Raw genomic sequence first — 17455 nt, 5'->3', positions numbered from 1 at the left:
CCGTCGGCTTGGCATCCGCAAATCTTGGCTGGCCTCTTGATCTTGGCCGACTGGGGCGGTAGGTCAGCCGTAACTCTGACGATGGCGTGTGGCGATTCGTGTCGCGCGCCGCTTTTCGTTAGGCGCAGCTTGGGCTGCAATTGATTTCAGCAGTGGCCGTGAGTTTCCGGCCCAAGAGACACAAGGACGATCAGGTTCATGGCGAAACGGTGGTATTCGGTCAGCGTTCTTTCGAACTTCGAAAAGAAAATCGCAGAGCAGATCCGCACCTCGGTCGCAGAACACGGCCTTGAGGACGAGATCGACGAAGTGCTGGTCCCCACCGAAGAGGTGATCGAGATTCGTCGCGGCAAAAAGGTCTCGACCGAGCGTCGCTTCATGCCGGGTTACGTTCTGGTGCACATGGAAATGTCCGACCGCGGATATCACCTGATTTCCTCGATCAACCGTGTGACTGGCTTCCTCGGCCCGCAGGGCCGCCCGATGCCGATGCGCGACGCAGAGGTGCAGGGCATCCTGGGTCGTGTTCAGGAAGGCGAAGAAGCCCCGCGCACCCTCATCTCCTTTGAGGTTGGTGAGAAGGTCAAAGTCAACGACGGTCCGTTCGAAGACTTTGATGGCATGGTCGAAGGCGTCGATGACGAAAACCAGAAGCTCAAGGTTACCGTCTCCATCTTCGGTCGCGAAACCCCGGTGGAACTGGACTTCACTCAGGTGACCAAGCAGGGCTGATTGCTCTCCACCGTCAGAATTCAAAACGCCGCGTTGGGTTCAACGCGGCGTTTTTGTTTGTCCCTGTAGCTGCCTGAACGTCCAATCCGCGTGTTGCAGGCAAGCTGGTTCTCACCGCGATGCATTGGGGTGATCGCGTCCCCAGATCGTTCGTATGTCCTTTGCGGTTAGTTTCTGCTCAATCCGGTCCAGCTCATTCAGCGCCAGTTTTCGATCGCCGGCGCGGGCGAGGGCGGATTTGAAGGTTCGCTGAACTGACGGCACACTCCAGGGTAGGGCGGCTGAGGAAACCCATCTGCGCAAATCTGCGGGAAGGTTATCGTAATCCTGCATGGGATTGCGTCTGTTGCGCGAGCGCTTGAGACTGGTCCGGCCCAGATTTCCCGGCATATGTGGGTTCCTCTAATATGTAGCCCCGGCAGAGTTGGTGGGGTCGCGAGTCGGAGGTTTGTTATATGATAACATTGCATTCTGCAATCGGTTCGAGTCGCAATCGGACTGTGACCTCTCCGCCCACTTGCCAACCCCCGCATTCCCCTGTAAATGCCGCCCCTATCGTCTTCGGGCGAGATTCTCTCGTGGGAGATCGACGGGTCGCGACCCTGAAATCTGACCACGCAACATACTCCGGGCGGAACGCGTTTCGTCCTCGTTGAAAGGAACACCAAATGGCTAAGAAGCTTGTTGGCACAATGAAGCTGCAAGTGCCCGCCGGTAAGGCAAACCCGTCCCCGCCGGTTGGTCCGGCACTGGGTCAGCGCGGCATCAACATCATGGAATTCTGCAAGGCGTTCAACGCCAAGACGCAGGAAATGGAGCCCGGCGCGCCGTGCCCGACCGTGATCAGCTACTACCAGGACAAGTCCTTCACCATGGACATCAAGACGCCGCCTGCGTCTTACTACCTGAAAAAAGCTGCCAAGGTGAAATCCGGCGCGAACAACCCGTCGCGTGAAACCGTGGGCACCGTGACCGTTGCTCAGGTGAAGGAAATCGCCGAAGCGAAAATGAAAGATCTGAACGCGAACGATATCGACGCGGCAATGCAGATCATCCTGGGCTCTGCCCGCTCCATGGGCATCGAGGTGAAGTAATATGGCAAAGCTCGGTAAACGTACCCGCGCCGCGCGCGAAGCTTTCGCAGGCAAAGAAAACCTGTCCGTGGAAGAAGCTGTTGCCCTGATCAAGGCAAATGCCAACGCCAAGTTTGACGAGACCGTCGAAATCGCTCTGAACCTGGGCGTTGACACCCGTCACGCAGACCAGATGGTTCGCGGCGTTGTTGGTCTGCCCAACGGCACCGGCAAAGACATGCGTGTTGCCGTTTTCGCACGTGGCCCCAAGGCTGACGAAGCGAAAGAGGCTGGCGCAGATATCGTTGGTGCAGAAGACCTGATGGAATCCATCCAGGGTGGCAACATCGACTTTGATCGCTGCATCGCAACCCCGGACATGATGCCGATCGTCGGTCGTCTGGGCAAAGTGCTTGGCCCGCGCAACCTGATGCCGAACCCCAAGGTTGGCACCGTGACCATGGACGTGAAAGCAGCCGTGGAAGCAGCCAAAGGCGGCGAAGTTCAGTTCAAAGCTGAAAAAGGCGGCGTTGTGCACGCAGGCGTTGGCAAAGCGTCCTTCGACGAAGCCAAGCTGATCGAAAACGTGAAAGCGTTCATCTCTGCGGTTGCCAAGGCAAAGCCGTCGGGTGCCAAAGGCGCTTACATGAAGAAAATCGCTCTGTCCTCCACCATGGGCCCGGGCGTGACCGTTAACGTGGAAACCGCTGTCTCCGAGTAAGGATCGACAGTGGCGACAGAGCCGATCTGGCGCCTTGGCGCCATCCTGAACGAAAGCCTGGCGACGACCTTGCGGTTTGCGGCCTGGCATCTCGAACTGGGGGCGGATCGGCTCTTTCTCCTCTTTGACAATCCTCAGGACCCTGCGATCGGGGTCCTGAGGGACCATCCCAAGATTACCTGTATCCCCTGCACGCCCGATTTCTGGGCAGAACTGGGTCTGACGCAGGGCACCCGCTTTACCAAACGACAGAACGCTGCACTGACCTGGGTTTACCGGCAGGTCTCTGATGGCTGGTTTCTGAATGTGGACGCGGATGAGTTTCTCTTTCCCGGCCCCAATGGGCTTGACCCGCTCCTGGCTGATGTTACGGAAACGGACAGCGCTGTTCGGATCCTGACGGCGGAGGCTGTTGCATGGCCGGGGCAGGGGGGCACCGTCACCCGATTCCGGCTGCCGATGGAACGTCGCCCGACCCGGCGCGGTGTCTATGGTGCTGACGCTGGCCTATTTGGTCCGCGCCGACTGGGGTTGGTGGGGCATCCGCAAGGCAAATCTCTGACCCGGGCCGGGTTGGCGGATGTGAGATTGCGCCAGCACTGGCCCCAGAACGCAGCCGGCGAACGGCTACCGGAGAAAGTGGTCGACGCGGGTACTGGCGCCTATCTGCTCCATTTCATCGGGCTGGACTTCGCAGCCTGGCGCAGCAAGGTGGATTGGCGGCTTCAGTCGCGCGGTTTCAGTGGCCCCTTGTCCGAGAAAGTCAGCGAGGCGCTCCTGTGCGAGGATGCAGAGGACAGGCTTCTGGATCTGCATCGGCGTCTGCATCACGTGACCCCTGATGTCTGGGCCCGGATGGAGGCCGCAGGGGTGGCGCTTTCGCTGTCGATTGATCTTGATGCGCCGGTTTTGCGGCAGTTTTCGCTTGACCTTGCGGATGGTTGACAGGTCGGCCCCTTTTTGCCCTTGGAAAACTGCTGAAATAGGACTAACTACGACCTCGAAGTGAAGCGCGCGATTCGTCGTGCGCTTTATTTCATTTCGTCCAAGATGGTGGGTGGCCTGTCGATCGGGTCTTAATTTCCCTCCTGAGACGGGAAAGACCAAACGATCGAGGGAATTCAAACCCTCGGGTGATTTTGGCTCACCCCGTAAAACGGACTTGAACGCTGGGCAGCAATGCCGGGCATATCAATGAGCCGGGATACGCAAGTGTCCCTAAACTTGGAGAGAACTGTGGATAGAGCCCAGAAAGAGAGAGTGGTCGACGAACTCGGCCAGATCTTCGAAAGCTCTGGCGTGGTGGTCGTAGCCCACTACACCGGTCTGACAGTTGCAGAGATGCAGGACCTGCGAGCGCGCGCAAGCGCAGCTGGTAGTGCCGTGCGTGTTGCCAAGAACAGGCTCGCCAAAATCGCCCTCGAGGGTAAGCCGTGTGAAAGCATGTCTGACCTGCTGACAGGGATGACCGTTCTGACCTATTCCGAGGACCCCGTGGCAGCAGCCAAGGTGGCCGAGGACTTCGCCAAGGAGAACAAAAAGTTCGAAATCCTTGGCGGTGCAATGGGCGAGAACGCTCTGGACCGCGCAGGCGTTGAAGCCGTGTCGAAAATGCCGTCCCGCGAGGAGCTTATTGCTACCATCGCAGGCATGCTTGGCGCACCTGCTTCCAACATCGCCGGCGCAATTGGCGCACCTGCAAGCAACATCGCAAGCATCCTTTCGACCATCGAAGAGAAGGCGGAAGCTGCGTAAGCGGTTGGCACTGAATGACTGGCGTCGGGCATCCGCCCGCACGTTGGAACACACACACTGTAAACGGAAAGAGCTGATACAATGGCTGATCTGAAAGCACTCGCAGAAAGCATCGTGGGTCTGACCCTGCTGGAAGCACAAGAACTGAAAACCATCCTGAAAGACGAATATGGCATCGAGCCCGCAGCTGGCGGCGCAGTTGTCATGGCAGCTGGCGGCGACGCCGGTGGCGCAGCAGAAGAAGAAAAGACCGAGTTTGACGTCGTTCTGAAAAACGCTGGCGCATCCAAAATCAACGTGATCAAAGAAGTTCGCGGCATCACTGGTCTTGGCCTGAAAGAAGCCAAAGAGCTGGTCGAAGCTGGCGGCAAGATCAAAGAAGGCGTGGACAAAGCCGAAGCAGAAGACATCAAGGGCAAGCTGGAAGCAGCTGGCGCAGAAGTCGAGCTGGCCTAAGCTACGCGATACGGGACAACATTGGTTTCCTTCGGGGAGCCCCTGAACATCCCGGAAATTTGGCTGGGCCCGGTAATAACCGGGTCCAGCCGAACCTGTCTTAGAAAGGGCCCTAATCCCGGGGCGTTTTTTCAGGCGAGGTTCAAAGGATCGGGAGGCCACCATTCGGGAAGGTGGTCATGAATTGATCCGAACACGCTGTCTCGTATGGGCAAGGTGCCGGGGCCCGGCGGCATCCTTGTTCAGTGAGAATTGGAAAGGTGACATCTGACATGGCTCAATCGTTCCTTGGCCAGAAACGTCTTCGCAAATACTACGGTAAAATCCGCGAAGTCCTGGACATGCCGAACCTCATCGAGGTCCAGAAATCTTCTTACGACCTCTTCTTGCGCTCTGGTGATGCAGAACAGCCGCTCGACGGTGAAGGCATCATGGGCGTGTTCCAGTCGGTATTCCCGATCAAGGACTTTAATGAGACCTCTGTCCTTGAGTTCGTGAAATACTCCTTCGAGCGTCCGAAGTACGACGTCGAGGAATGCATGCAGCGCGACATGACCTATTCGGCTCCGCTGAAGGTCACTCTGCGACTGATCGTATTTGATGTCGACGAAGACACCGGCGCGAAGTCGGTCAAGGACATCAAGGAACAGGACGTCTACATGGGCGACATGCCCCTGATGACTCCGAACGGCACATTTGTGGTCAACGGCACCGAGCGTGTGATCGTGTCCCAGATGCACCGTAGCCCCGGCGTGTTTTTTGACCACGACAAGGGCAAGACCCACTCCTCGGGCAAACTGCTGTTCGCCTGCCGCATCATCCCGTACCGCGGCTCCTGGCTGGACTTCGAGTTTGACGCCAAGGACATCGTCTTTGCCCGTATCGACCGTCGTCGTAAGCTGCCTGTGACCACCCTGCTCTATGCGCTGGGTCTGGACCAGGAAGGCATCATGGATGCCTACTACAACACGGTTAATTTCAAGCTCGAGAAGAGCCGTGGCTGGGTCACACCGTTCTTCCCCGAGCGCGTGCGTGGCACCCGTCCGACCTATGATCTGGTTGACGCCGCCACCGGCGAGATCTTTGCCGAAGCCGGCAAGAAGGTCACTCCGCGCGCCGTCAAGAAGATGATCGACGAAGGCACCATCACTGAGCTGCTGGTTCCCTTCGAACACATCGTTGGCAAATACGTCGCAAAAGATATCATCAACGAAGAAAACGGCGCGATCTACGTCGAGGCTGGCGATGAGCTGACCCTCGAGTATGACAAAGGCGGCGATATCATTGGTGGTACCGTCAAGGAACTGCTGGATGCGGGCATCACCGACATTCCGGTTCTGGACATCGACAACATCAACGTCGGCCCCTACATGCGCAACACCATGGCGCAGGACAAGAACATGGGTCGCGAAACCGCGCTCATGGACATCTACCGCGTCATGCGCCCGGGTGAGCCGCCGACCGTTGAAGCAGCCAGCGCGCTGTTTGACACCCTGTTCTTCGATAGCGAGCGTTACGACCTGTCGGCCGTTGGTCGCGTGAAGATGAACATGCGTCTGGCACTGGACGCCGAAGACACCCAGCGTACCCTGCGCAAGGAAGACATCGTTTCCTGCATCAAGGCCCTGGTTGAGCTGCGCGACGGCAAAGGCGACATCGACGACATCGACCACCTCGGCAACCGTCGTGTGCGTTCCGTTGGCGAACTGATGGAAAACCAGTACCGCGTCGGTCTGCTGCGCATGGAGCGTGCGATCAAGGAGCGTATGTCGTCCGTCGAGATCGACACCGTCATGCCGCAGGACCTGATCAACGCGAAACCGGCGGCTGCTGCCGTTCGTGAATTCTTCGGCTCCTCGCAGCTGTCGCAGTTCATGGACCAGACCAACCCGCTGTCCGAAGTGACGCACAAGCGTCGTCTCTCGGCGCTTGGCCCGGGCGGTCTGACCCGTGAGCGTGCAGGCTTTGAGGTCCGCGACGTTCACCCGACCCACTACGGTCGTATGTGTCCGATTGAAACGCCGGAAGGTCCGAACATCGGTCTGATCAACTCGCTGGCAACCTTTGCCCGTGTGAACAAATACGGTTTCATCGAAACGCCGTACCGCGTGGTGAAAGAAGGGCAAGTGACCGACGAGGTTCACTACATGTCCGCCACCGAAGAAATGCGCCACACTGTTGCGCAGGCGAACGCGACCCTCGATGAGAACGGCAAGTTCATCAACGATCTCGTTTCCACCCGTCAGTCCGGCGACTACACCCTTGCTCCGAACGAAAGCGTTGACCTGATCGACGTTTCGCCGAAGCAGTTGGTCTCGGTTGCGGCCTCGCTCATTCCGTTCCTGGAAAACGACGACGCGAACCGCGCTCTCATGGGTTCGAACATGCAACGTCAGGCGGTTCCGCTGCTGCGCGCAGAAGCGCCGCTGGTCGGTACCGGCATCGAAGAGATCGTGGCACGGGATTCCGGCGCGGCCATCATGGCCAAGCGTGCAGGTATCATCGACCAGATCGACGCACAGCGTATCGTGATCCGGGCAACCGAAGATCTGGAGCTGGGCGACGCGGGCGTTGACATCTACCGCATGCGCAAGTTCCAGCGTTCCAACCAGAACACCTGCATCAACCAGCGTCCGCTGGTGAAAGTAGGTCAGCAGGTCCGCAAGGGCGAAGTGATTGCCGATGGTCCGTCCACCGATATGGGTGAACTGGCTCTGGGTAAAAACGTCGTCGTCGCGTTCATGCCGTGGAACGGCTACAACTACGAAGACTCCATCCTGATCTCCGAGCGCATCGCGCGTGACGACGTCTTCACCTCGATTCACATCGAGGAATTCGAAGTCGCCGCACGTGACACCAAGCTTGGTCCGGAAGAAATCACTCGCGACATCCCGAACGTCGGTGAAGAAGCGCTGCGCAACCTCGACGAGGCTGGCATCGTGTACATCGGTGCTGACGTGGAGCCGGGCGATATTCTGGTTGGCAAGATCACACCAAAGGGCGAAAGCCCGATGACCCCGGAAGAAAAGCTGCTGCGCGCCATCTTTGGCGAAAAGGCATCTGACGTGCGCGACACCTCGCTGCGCGTTAAGCCGGGCGACTATGGTACCGTGGTCGAGGTTCGCGTCTTCAACCGTCACGGCGTCGAAAAAGACGAACGTGCGCTGCAGATCGAGCGTGAGGAAGTCGAACGTCTGGCCCGTGACCGGGACGACGAACTCGGCATTCTTGACCGCAACATCTATGCACGTCTGCGCGGCATGCTGCTTGGCAAAACCGCGGTCAAAGGCCCCAAAGGCATCAAGGCAGGTTCGGTCATCACCGAAGAGCTGCTGGACAGCCTGAGCCGTGGTCAGTGGTGGATGCTCGCACTGGAAGACGAGCAGGACGCACAGGTCGTTGAGGCGCTGAACGAGCAGTACGAAGCACAGAAACGTGCTCTGGACGCCCGTTTTGAAGACAAGGTTGAAAAAGTCCGTCGTGGCGACGATCTGCCGCCGGGTGTGATGAAGATGGTCAAAGTCTTCATCGCGGTGAAGCGCAAGCTGCAGCCGGGCGACAAGATGGCCGGTCGTCACGGGAACAAGGGTGTTATTTCCAAGGTTGTTCCGATGGAAGACATGCCGTTCCTGGCCGATGGTACCCCCGTCGACTTCTGTCTGAACCCGCTCGGCGTTCCGTCGCGTATGAACGTTGGTCAGATCCTTGAAACCCACATGGGCTGGGCGGCACGCGGTCTGGGCATCAAAGTGGACGAGGCGCTGCAGGAATACCGCCGTTCCGGCGACCTGACACCGGTCCGTGAAGCGATGCACCACGCCTATGGCGACGATGTCTATGATGAAGGCATCGCCGATATGTCCGAAGAAGATCTGCTGGAAGCGGCAGGCAACGTCACCCGTGGCGTTCCAATCGCAACTCCGGTCTTCGACGGCGCCAAGGAAGACGACGTGAACGACGCGCTGGTCCGTGCTGGTTTCGATCAGTCTGGTCAGTCCATCCTGTTCGACGGCCGCACAGGCGAGCAGTTTGCCCGCCCCGTGACCGTTGGCATCAAGTACCTGCTGAAACTGCACCACCTGGTCGACGACAAGATCCACGCGCGTTCGACTGGTCCGTACTCCCTCGTTACCCAGCAGCCGCTGGGTGGTAAGGCGCAGTTCGGTGGTCAGCGCTTTGGTGAGATGGAAGTCTGGGCTCTGGAAGCTTATGGCGCCGCCTACACCCTGCAGGAGATGCTCACCGTCAAGTCGGATGACGTCGCAGGCCGGACCAAGGTCTATGAAAGCATCGTCAAGGGCGAAGACAACTTCGAAGCGGGCGTGCCGGAATCGTTCAACGTTCTGGTCAAGGAAGTCCGTGGTCTCGGCCTGAATATGGAACTCCTGGATGCGGAGGTTGAGGAGTAAGGGCTTCGGCCCTTACCCCGCTCCCCCCTTCCGCGAAATTTGAGGTATCAAAATGAACCAGGAAATCACCAACAACCCGTTCAACCCGCTGACGCCGCCCAAGGTCTTTGACGAAATCAAAGTCTCGCTGGCGTCGCCGGAACGGATTCTGTCTTGGTCCTACGGCGAGATCAAAAAGCCGGAAACCATCAACTACCGTACGTTCAAGCCCGAGCGTGACGGCCTGTTCTGCGCGCGTATCTTTGGCCCGATCAAAGACTACGAATGCCTTTGCGGCAAATATAAGCGCATGAAATATCGCGGCGTTGTCTGCGAGAAATGTGGTGTTGAAGTTACCCTTCAGAAAGTGCGCCGCGAGCGCATGGGCCACATCGAACTGGCATCGCCGGTCGCGCACATCTGGTTCCTGAAGTCGCTGCCGTCGCGCATCGGCCTCATGCTGGACATGACCCTGCGTGATCTGGAACGCGTTCTGTACTTTGAAAACTACGTCGTCATCGAGCCGGGTCTGACCGATCTGACCTATGGCCAGATGATGACCGAAGAAGAGTACATGGATGCCCAGGACCAGTACGGCATGGACGCGTTCACCGCCAATATCGGCGCTGAAGCGATCCGTGAAATGCTGGCCGCGATCGATCTGGAAGCAGAAGCTGAACAGCTGCGCGCCGAACTGGCCGAAGCCACCGGCGAACTGAAGCCCAAGAAGATCATCAAGCGTCTGAAAGTCGTGGAATCCTTCCTGGAGTCGGGCAACCGTCCGGAATGGATGATCATGACCGTGATCCCGGTCATTCCGCCGGAACTGCGCCCGCTGGTTCCGCTGGATGGTGGCCGCTTTGCGACCTCCGACCTGAACGACCTGTATCGCCGCGTCATCAACCGGAACAACCGTCTGAAGCGTCTGATCGAACTGCGCGCACCTGACATCATCGTCCGCAACGAAAAGCGGATGCTGCAGGAATCCGTTGACGCTCTGTTCGACAACGGCCGTCGTGGCCGCGTGATCACCGGCGCCAACAAGCGTCCGCTGAAATCGCTGTCCGACATGCTGAAAGGTAAGCAGGGTCGTTTCCGTCAGAACCTTTTGGGTAAGCGCGTCGACTTCTCCGGTCGTTCGGTCATCGTGACCGGCCCCGAGCTGAAGCTGCACCAGTGCGGCCTGCCCAAGAAGATGGCGCTCGAACTGTTCAAGCCGTTCATCTACTCGCGTCTGGAGGCCAAGGGCCTGTCCAGCACCGTGAAGCAGGCAAAGAAGCTGGTCGAAAAAGAGCGTCCCGAAGTCTGGGATATCCTCGATGAGGTGATCCGCGAACACCCGGTCATGCTGAACCGTGCGCCTACGCTGCACCGTCTCGGCATCCAGGCGTTTGAACCCACGCTGATCGAGGGTAAGGCCATCCAGCTGCACCCGCTGGTCTGCTCGGCGTTCAACGCTGACTTCGACGGCGACCAGATGGCTGTGCACGTCCCGCTGAGCCTTGAGGCCCAGCTGGAAGCGCGCGTTCTGATGATGTCCACGAACAACGTTCTGTCGCCTGCAAACGGCGCACCGATCATCGTTCCTTCGCAGGATATGATTCTGGGTCTCTACTATGTGACCCTGGAACGCGAAGGCATGGTGGGTGAAGGCAAGATCTTTGGCACCATCGACGAAGTTCAGCACGCGCTGGACGCCGGCGAAGTGCACCTGCACTCCAAGATCATCGCGCGGATCCCGCAGATCGACGACGAAGGCAACGAGGTTCTCAAGCGTTTTGAGACCACCCCGGGCCGTGTCCGTCTGGGCGCCCTGCTGCCAAAGAACGCCAAGGCACCGTTTGAACTGGTGAACCGCCTTCTGCGTAAGAAGGAAGTTCAGCAGGTCATCGACACCGTCTATCGTTACTGCGGCCAGAAAGAGTCCGTGATCTTCTGTGACCAGATCATGACCATGGGCTTCCGCGAAGCGTTCAAGGCGGGCATTTCGTTCGGCAAGGACGACATGGTTATCCCCGATGGCAAATGGACCATCGTGGATGAGACCCGCGAGCAGGTGAAAGACTTTGAACAGCAGTACATGGACGGCCTGATCACACAGGGCGAAAAGTACAACAAAGTTGTCGACGCATGGTCGAAGTGTAACGACAAAGTCACCGAAGCGATGATGGGCACCATCTCCGCGGACAAGCGCGACGAGAACGGCGCTGTTATGGAACCGAACTCGGTTTACATGATGGCTCACTCCGGTGCGCGTGGCTCGGTTACACAGATGAAACAGCTGGGCGGTATGCGCGGCCTGATGGCCAAGCCGAACGGCGACATCATCGAGACCCCGATCATCTCGAACTTCAAGGAAGGTCTGACCGTTCTTGAATACTTCAACTCCACCCACGGCGCCCGTAAGGGTCTGTCGGATACCGCTCTGAAAACCGCGAACTCGGGTTATCTGACCCGTCGTCTGGTTGACGTGGCACAGGACTGCATCGTTCGCGAGCGTGACTGTGGCACCGAGGCGGCGATCACGGCAGAGGCTGCGGTCAACGATGGTGAAGTTGTGGCAAGCCTTGGCGAGCGTATCCTGGGCCGCGTTGCGGCAGAGGACATCAAACGCCCCGGCACCGAGGAGATCCTGGTTGCTCAGGGTCAGCTGATCGACGAACGCATGGCAGACACAGTGGAAGAGGCTGGCGTCCAGTCGACCCGTATCCGCTCGCCGCTGACCTGTGAGAGCGAAGAAGGCGTCTGCGCCATGTGCTACGGCCGTGACCTGGCCCGTGGTACGCAGGTGAACACCGGCGAAGCGGTCGGTATCATCGCGGCACAGTCGATTGGTGAACCTGGTACACAGCTGACCATGCGGACCTTCCACATTGGCGGTGTTGCGCAGGGTGGCCAGCAGTCCTTCCTCGAAGCCTCGCAAGAGGGCAAAATCGTGTTCGAAATGCCGAACACCCTGGAGAACGCCAATGGCGAGACCTTGGTTGTTGGCCGTAACATGAAGCTGATCATTCAGGACGAGCACGGCGAAGAGCGCGCCAGCCACAAGCTGGGCTACGGCTCCAAGCTGTTCGTCAAGGAAGGCCAGACCGTTGCCCGTGGCGACAAGCTGTTCGAATGGGATCCCTACACCCTGCCGATCATCGCCGAGAAGCCTGGTACCGCAAAATACGTCGACCTGGTTTCGGGTCTGGCGGTCCGCGACGAAACCGACGAAGCCACAGGCATGACCCAGAAGATCGTGATCGACTGGCGTGCGGCTCCGAAGGGTGCAGACCTCAAGCCGGAAATCATCCTGGTGGATGCAGATGGCGAGCCGGTCCGCAACGATCAGGGCAACCCGGTTCACTACCCGATGTCCGTGGACGCTATCCTGTCCTGCGACGATGGTCAGCAGATCATGGCAGGTGACGTTGTTGCGCGTATCCCGCGTGAAGGCGCCAAGACCAAGGACATCACCGGTGGTCTGCCGCGTGTTGCGGAACTGTTCGAAGCCCGTCGTCCCAAGGACCACGCGATCATCGCCGAAATCGATGGTTACGTGCGCTTTGGCCGCGACTACAAGAACAAGCGTCGCATCACCATCGAGCCTGCAGACGAGTCGATGGATGCCGTCGAATACATGGTGCCCAAGGGCAAGCACATTCCGGTTCAGGAAGGTGACTACGTCCAGAAGGGTGACTACATCATGGACGGCAACCCGGCACCGCACGACATCCTGTCGATCATGGGCGTTGAAGCGCTCGCAAACTACATGATCGACGAAGTTCAGGACGTCTATCGACTGCAGGGTGTGAAGATCAACGACAAGCACATCGAGGTGATCGTTCGCCAGATGCTGCAAAAGTGGGAGATCTCCGACTCCGGCGACACCACGCTGCTCAAGGGCGAGCACGTGGACAAGCAAGAGTTCGACACCGCCAACGAAAAGGCGCTGGCCCGTGGCAAGCGTCCTGCTCAGGGTGAGCCGATCCTGCTTGGTATCACCAAGGCGTCGCTGCAGACCCGCTCGTTCATCTCGGCGGCCTCCTTCCAGGAGACCACGCGCGTGCTCACCGAAGCGTCGGTTCAGGGCAAACGCGACAAGCTGGTCGGCCTGAAGGAAAACGTCATCGTGGGTCGCCTGATCCCGGCGGGTACCGGTGGCGCGACACAGCGCGTTCGCCAGATCGCCCAGGGTCGTGACAACGTCGTCCTCGAGGCTCGCCGCGAGGAAGCAGAAGCCGCAGCCGCACTGGCCGCACCCTCTGCAGATGACGTCATGATGGGTGATGAAGGTCTCGACAACCTGGTCGACACCCCGGAAAGCCGCGATTGATCCTGATCGGACGATCTGAATGATTTGGCCCCCCGCAGCGCAGGTTGCGGGGGGCTTTTTGTTTGGCAACGGTGCATTCCTACTCTTCCCAAATCAGGGCGGCGGTGCTCTCTTGCCGGGCAGCATGTTTGAGCACGCAGACCGCCGTCACATTTGGGGCCGCTTTGAATGACCATTGATCTGAGCATTGTTGGTGTCGTCCGTTTTTCGGTCCTGACCTCCACCTATTATTCCGAACGCTTCCCAACGCTGGAGGAAAAGGCCGCTCATCTGTTTTCGTCGCAACGGATGGAGCTGCGTCTGCGTGTGTTTGAACGGCTGTGTCTCCGTTCGATCCGGCGACAAACGGATCAGGGGTTTCATCTGGTCGTTGTCACCGCCGAAGACATGCCCGTTCCCTATCTGGAACGGCTCCACGATCTGGTCGGAGGGGCGGACAACATCACCCTGCTGCCGGTTGGAGCAAGCAACCACTACGGCACCCTGCGCAGGGCGTATGATCTCGTCCCCAGCCACGGCGCGAGCCATCGGCTGTTGTTTCGACTGGATGACGATGACGCGGTTGATCTGGATTACATTGCTCGCAACCGGCGTCTGGCGATGGGGTTGATCCCTCTGCAAGGTGAGCAGACGCCTTTCATACTGGCGAACAATCGGGGGATATACCTCCGTCGGACAGAGGGTCCTGATGGCCCGCAGGACGAAATCTTTGATGCCTGCGAAAAGGCACCTCTTTCAGTGGGTGCCGCACTGGTTGCCCCGGTTGGCTACGGGCCCAACCCCTACCGGTTCAATCACCGCAAATTTGCCCAGCACTGGAACACATTCTCCGACATTTCGGTGCCTGGTTTTGTGCGCACAATCCACGGCGACAACAAATCCAGCCCCGCGCAGATGGGCATCACCCACAAACAAAGCGACGCCGAAATTGCCGCGGATCTCAAACGTCACTTTGACCTCACCCCCCAACAGCTCAAGGATGTCCTGCCATGATCTCTGCGCTGACCGCGAACCAGAAAGGCGCGCTCCTGATGATGGGGAGCATGGCGGGCTTCACGCTCAATGACGGGTTCATCAAACTTCTCGGCCAGAATTTGCCTCTGTCCCAGATCCTGACATTGCGCGGACTGCTGGTCTCTGTCCTCATCTTCGGCCTTGCGCGTGCCCTTGGGGCCCTGCGGCTCAACCTGTCGCGCAGGGATTGGGGGTTGGTCATTGGGCGCAGCGTGGCAGAGGCTGTGACCACCTATTTCTTTCTCAGCGCCCTGATGGTGATGCCCATCGCCAATATCACCGCCATTCTGCAGATGCTGCCTCTGACCGTCACGCTGGCAGCGGTGCTGGTCTTTGGCGAAACCGTGGGCTGGCGTCGGTCGCTGGCGATTGCAGCAGGCTTTCTGGGGATGTTGTTGATCGTGCGGCCCGGCCCCAATGGATTTGACAGCGGCACCGGCTATGCCATCGCAGCGGTGGCCTGTATCACCGCCCGCGATCTTTTCACCCGTCGTCTGTCGGCAGAGGTGCCATCCATGACGGTCTCTCTGGTGGCTGCTCTATCGGTTACGGCCTTTGGCGCGCTCTGGGGTTTGGGGGAAGACTGGCAACCAATCAGCTACGACGCTGGTGCAATGCTCCTTGGGGCGTCGGGGATGATCTTTGTGGGCTACCTTTTTTCGGTCATGGCCATGCGGGTGGGGGATGTCTCTGCGGTTGCGCCCTTCCGTTACACTGGCCTGTTGTGGGCGTTGCTTCTCGGCTGGGCAGTCTTCGACAGCTGGCCTGATGCGCTCACCTTGGTGGGGGCTGCAATCGTGGTGGCGGCCGGAGTTTTCAGCCTGATGCGCGAAGCCCCCCGTCGCATCAGCGAGCTCGAGTAACGCCTCCGCACGCCGCTCCCTCAGCGGCGGATCGCAAAACGCGCGTCAAATTCGGCAAGGCCAGCTGCGTCAAGGCGCTGCAGGTCCGGCTCCTTCGCGCCTTTCTGGCGGGAATCATTGTGACCATTCAGGGTTCGAACGAACATCGGCGCATCCGGTAGTGTGATGGTGGGCATGAAGCGCGCAAGCCGGTGATGGGCAAAGTTCATGATCGTCTGGCGACAGCCCGGTGCGACATACATTCCCAGCGCTGCCACGAAATAGGGGTGATGCCCCAGCGCTGCGTGGATCCCGTTATCCTCCAGCCGCGCGACATAGCCTTGGCAGAAATCGATCGCGACGGTCTGATGGTTCGCAATCAACCCGCTGCAATCGCGGACGGTCTGGCGGAGCCGCTCAACAAAATCCACGGAAACCGCATCATCATCGTCATGGCGAAACTGCAGGCACGGCGCATCAGGATTGCGCCGTGCGTCATTCAGCACCTGTTTCATCACATCGCGATGCCGCCCGGGCGCGGCTGCCACAATCTGCACTTGCGGCATGTCCGCGACCAGGGCCTCCAGCCGGTTACGGTAGCGATCAGGCAGGCTGTCACCAACCAGTGTCACAAGGGTGAAATCAGGATCGGTCTGTTCCCGCAGGCAGGGCAGGGCGACTGTCTCCATCAGATGAAACCGCTCCTCCATCCGCTCCTCAGCGTAGAGGTAGGCAATGCGCTCTTCGATGCTGTCGTGTTCGACCTGAAAGCCGCCCACCGCCGGATACGAAAAACGGCATAGACCGATCACCTGCATTGCCCTAAATCCCTGCTGAGCGCGACCTTGATGGCTGGCCGTCTGCTGTCTGTTTCGCTGGCAACTATGCACCGGGCCGGAAACCGCAGCAACATGGCAGCGGGCCGACCCCGTGGGAACGGGGCAGCGGACCGACCCCGTGGGAACGGGGCAGGCGCCCCCAAACCCACCCACCAGTCAGGCCGTTGCCACAGGGGGCGCTGTTGACATCAGGCGCGACTCCCCATATACGCCCGCCTATCCGGCAACCGGGGGTCGCCCCAAAAGCCGATATCAAAATCAAAGTGGCTCAAGATCTCGTGCGCCTATTTGCGCGGATCCTCTGTAAACCCACCGCGTCGTTCACCTCGGAATGGGAACGATTGCGGTTTTTGCGCTTGCGGACGCGTAAGTGCGACAAGTTTAGCCGTACGTTCAAGGACGTGCATGACACATGTGTTGTTGAGACGGGGAAAGAACCGGAATGCCAACGATCCAACAGCTGATCCGCAAGCCGCGGCAGCCGAAAGTAAAACGCTCGAAGTCCATGCACCTGGAACAGTGCCCGCAAAAGCGCGGCGTCTGCACCCGTGTATACACCACCACTCCGAAGAAACCGAACTCCGCTATGCGGAAAGTTGCGAAGGTTCGCCTGACCAACGGTTTCGAAGTGATCTCCTACATCCCCGGTGAAAGCCACAACCTTCAGGAACACTCCGTGGTTCTGATCCGTGGCGGCCGTGTAAAAGACCTTCCCGGTGTTCGTTACCACATCCTGCGTGGTGTTCTGGATACCCAGGGCGTCAAAGACCGTAAGCAACGCCGCTCCAAGTACGGCGCGAAGCGTCCTAAGTAAGAAGGATATTGATAAATGTCTCGCCGTCACGCTGCTGAGAAACGTGAAGTCCTGCCCGACGCAAAGTTTGGCGACCGCGTACTGACCAAATTCATGAACAACCTGATGATCGACGGTAAAAAGTCGACCGCAGAGCGTATCGTCTACAACGCGTTCGATCGCGTTGAAGCAAAAATCAAGCGCGCCCCCGTGGAAGTGTTCCACGAAGCCCTCGACAACGTTAAGCCTTCCGTCGAAGTGCGTTCGCGTCGTGTGGGTGGTGCCACCTACCAGGTTCCTGTCGAAGTGCGCCCCGAGCGCCGCGAAGCCCTGGCAATCCGTTGGTTGATCAAAGCGGCACGTGCCCGCAACGAAAACACCATGGAAGAACGCCTCGCCGGTGAGCTGCTGGACGCTGTACAGTCCCGCGGTACTGCGGTTAAGAAGCGCGAAGACACCCACAAGATGGCAGAGGCCAACAAGGCCTTCTCGCACTACCGCTGGTAACCCAAGAGGCTCCGACC

At 59.0% G+C, this 17455-nt stretch carries 14 protein-coding genes; 12 read left to right on the top strand and 2 right to left on the bottom strand.

Going from position 1 to position 17455, the window contains the following annotated elements; genetic code table 11:
- The first annotated feature begins 198 nt into the window (after nt 1-198).
- Nucleotides 199-732 carry a transcription termination/antitermination protein NusG gene (nusG, locus tag KUV39_RS11545; protein ID WP_008562981.1) on the top strand — a complete coding sequence of 178 codons (534 nt, stop codon included), beginning with the start codon at nt 199-201 and terminating at the stop codon, nt 730-732.
- Between the two features lie 111 nt (nt 733-843).
- Here nusG and KUV39_RS11540 read toward each other — a convergent pair whose 3' ends face one another.
- Nucleotides 844-1122, bottom strand: coding sequence for a DUF6525 family protein (locus tag KUV39_RS11540; protein WP_222459819.1), 279 nt, complete (start codon nt 1120-1122; stop codon nt 844-846).
- Between the two features lie 278 nt (nt 1123-1400).
- Between KUV39_RS11540 and rplK the strand changes: the two genes are divergently transcribed.
- From rplK to KUV39_RS11495, 9 genes are all read left to right on the top strand, one after another.
- Complete coding sequence (gene rplK, locus KUV39_RS11535) at nt 1401-1826, top strand: 50S ribosomal protein L11 (RefSeq protein WP_008558913.1); 426 nt, start codon at nt 1401-1403, stop codon at nt 1824-1826.
- 1 nt (nt 1827) lies between these two features.
- Complete coding sequence (rplA, locus tag KUV39_RS11530) at nt 1828-2526, top strand: 50S ribosomal protein L1 (RefSeq protein WP_008559557.1); 699 nt, start codon at nt 1828-1830, stop codon at nt 2524-2526.
- Nucleotides 2527-2535: 9 nt separating this feature from the next.
- Entirely contained in the window at nt 2536-3471 is a 936-nt protein-coding gene (locus tag KUV39_RS11525) for a glycosyltransferase family 2 protein (RefSeq protein ID WP_222459818.1), read from the top strand.
- A 291-nt stretch (nt 3472-3762) separates the two neighbouring features.
- Nucleotides 3763-4281 (top strand): 50S ribosomal protein L10, encoded by a 519-nt coding sequence (rplJ, locus tag KUV39_RS11520; RefSeq protein WP_037302651.1) that lies wholly within the window; start codon nt 3763-3765, stop codon nt 4279-4281.
- Between the two features lie 81 nt (nt 4282-4362).
- On the top strand, nt 4363-4737 hold the full coding sequence (gene rplL / locus KUV39_RS11515) for a 50S ribosomal protein L7/L12 (protein ID WP_008559766.1): 375 nt from the start codon (nt 4363-4365) through the stop codon (nt 4735-4737).
- Between the two features lie 272 nt (nt 4738-5009).
- Entirely contained in the window at nt 5010-9146 is a 4137-nt protein-coding gene (gene rpoB / locus KUV39_RS11510) for a DNA-directed RNA polymerase subunit beta (protein ID WP_037302652.1), read from the top strand.
- Nucleotides 9147-9198: 52 nt separating this feature from the next.
- The gene (gene rpoC, locus KUV39_RS11505) at nt 9199-13443 is read left to right on the top strand and encodes a DNA-directed RNA polymerase subunit beta' (RefSeq protein WP_046212290.1); all 4245 of its coding nucleotides are present in this window, start codon (nt 9199-9201) and stop codon (nt 13441-13443) included.
- Between the two features lie 168 nt (nt 13444-13611).
- Complete coding sequence (locus KUV39_RS11500; RefSeq protein WP_222459817.1) at nt 13612-14436, top strand: glycosyltransferase; 825 nt, start codon at nt 13612-13614, stop codon at nt 14434-14436.
- A complete protein-coding gene (locus tag KUV39_RS11495; protein ID WP_222459816.1) occupies nt 14433-15320 on the top strand; it encodes a DMT family transporter in 888 nt (295 codons plus the stop codon). The genes KUV39_RS11500 and KUV39_RS11495 overlap by 4 nt, the downstream gene beginning before the upstream one ends.
- Before the next feature lie 20 nt (nt 15321-15340).
- On the opposite strand, the gene KUV39_RS11490 is transcribed toward KUV39_RS11495, so the two are convergent.
- On the bottom strand, nt 15341-16117 hold the full coding sequence (locus tag KUV39_RS11490) for a putative rhamnosyl transferase (protein WP_008560125.1): 777 nt from the start codon (nt 16115-16117) through the stop codon (nt 15341-15343).
- Between the two features lie 463 nt (nt 16118-16580).
- Between KUV39_RS11490 and rpsL the strand changes: the two genes are divergently transcribed.
- A complete protein-coding gene (gene rpsL, locus KUV39_RS11485) occupies nt 16581-16952 on the top strand; it encodes a 30S ribosomal protein S12 (protein ID WP_005621086.1) in 372 nt (123 codons plus the stop codon).
- A gap of 15 nt (nt 16953-16967) precedes the next feature.
- Nucleotides 16968-17438 (top strand): 30S ribosomal protein S7, encoded by a 471-nt coding sequence (gene rpsG / locus KUV39_RS11480; protein WP_008563277.1) that lies wholly within the window; start codon nt 16968-16970, stop codon nt 17436-17438.
- Nucleotides 17439-17455: the final 17 nt, after the last annotated feature.

The sequence above is a fragment of the Phaeobacter italicus genome (assembly GCF_019801785.1).
GTDB lineage: Bacteria > Pseudomonadota > Alphaproteobacteria > Rhodobacterales > Rhodobacteraceae > Phaeobacter > Phaeobacter italicus.
Note: the sequence above shows the minus strand (reverse complement) of the source record. Positions and strands in the feature narration are given on the sequence as shown.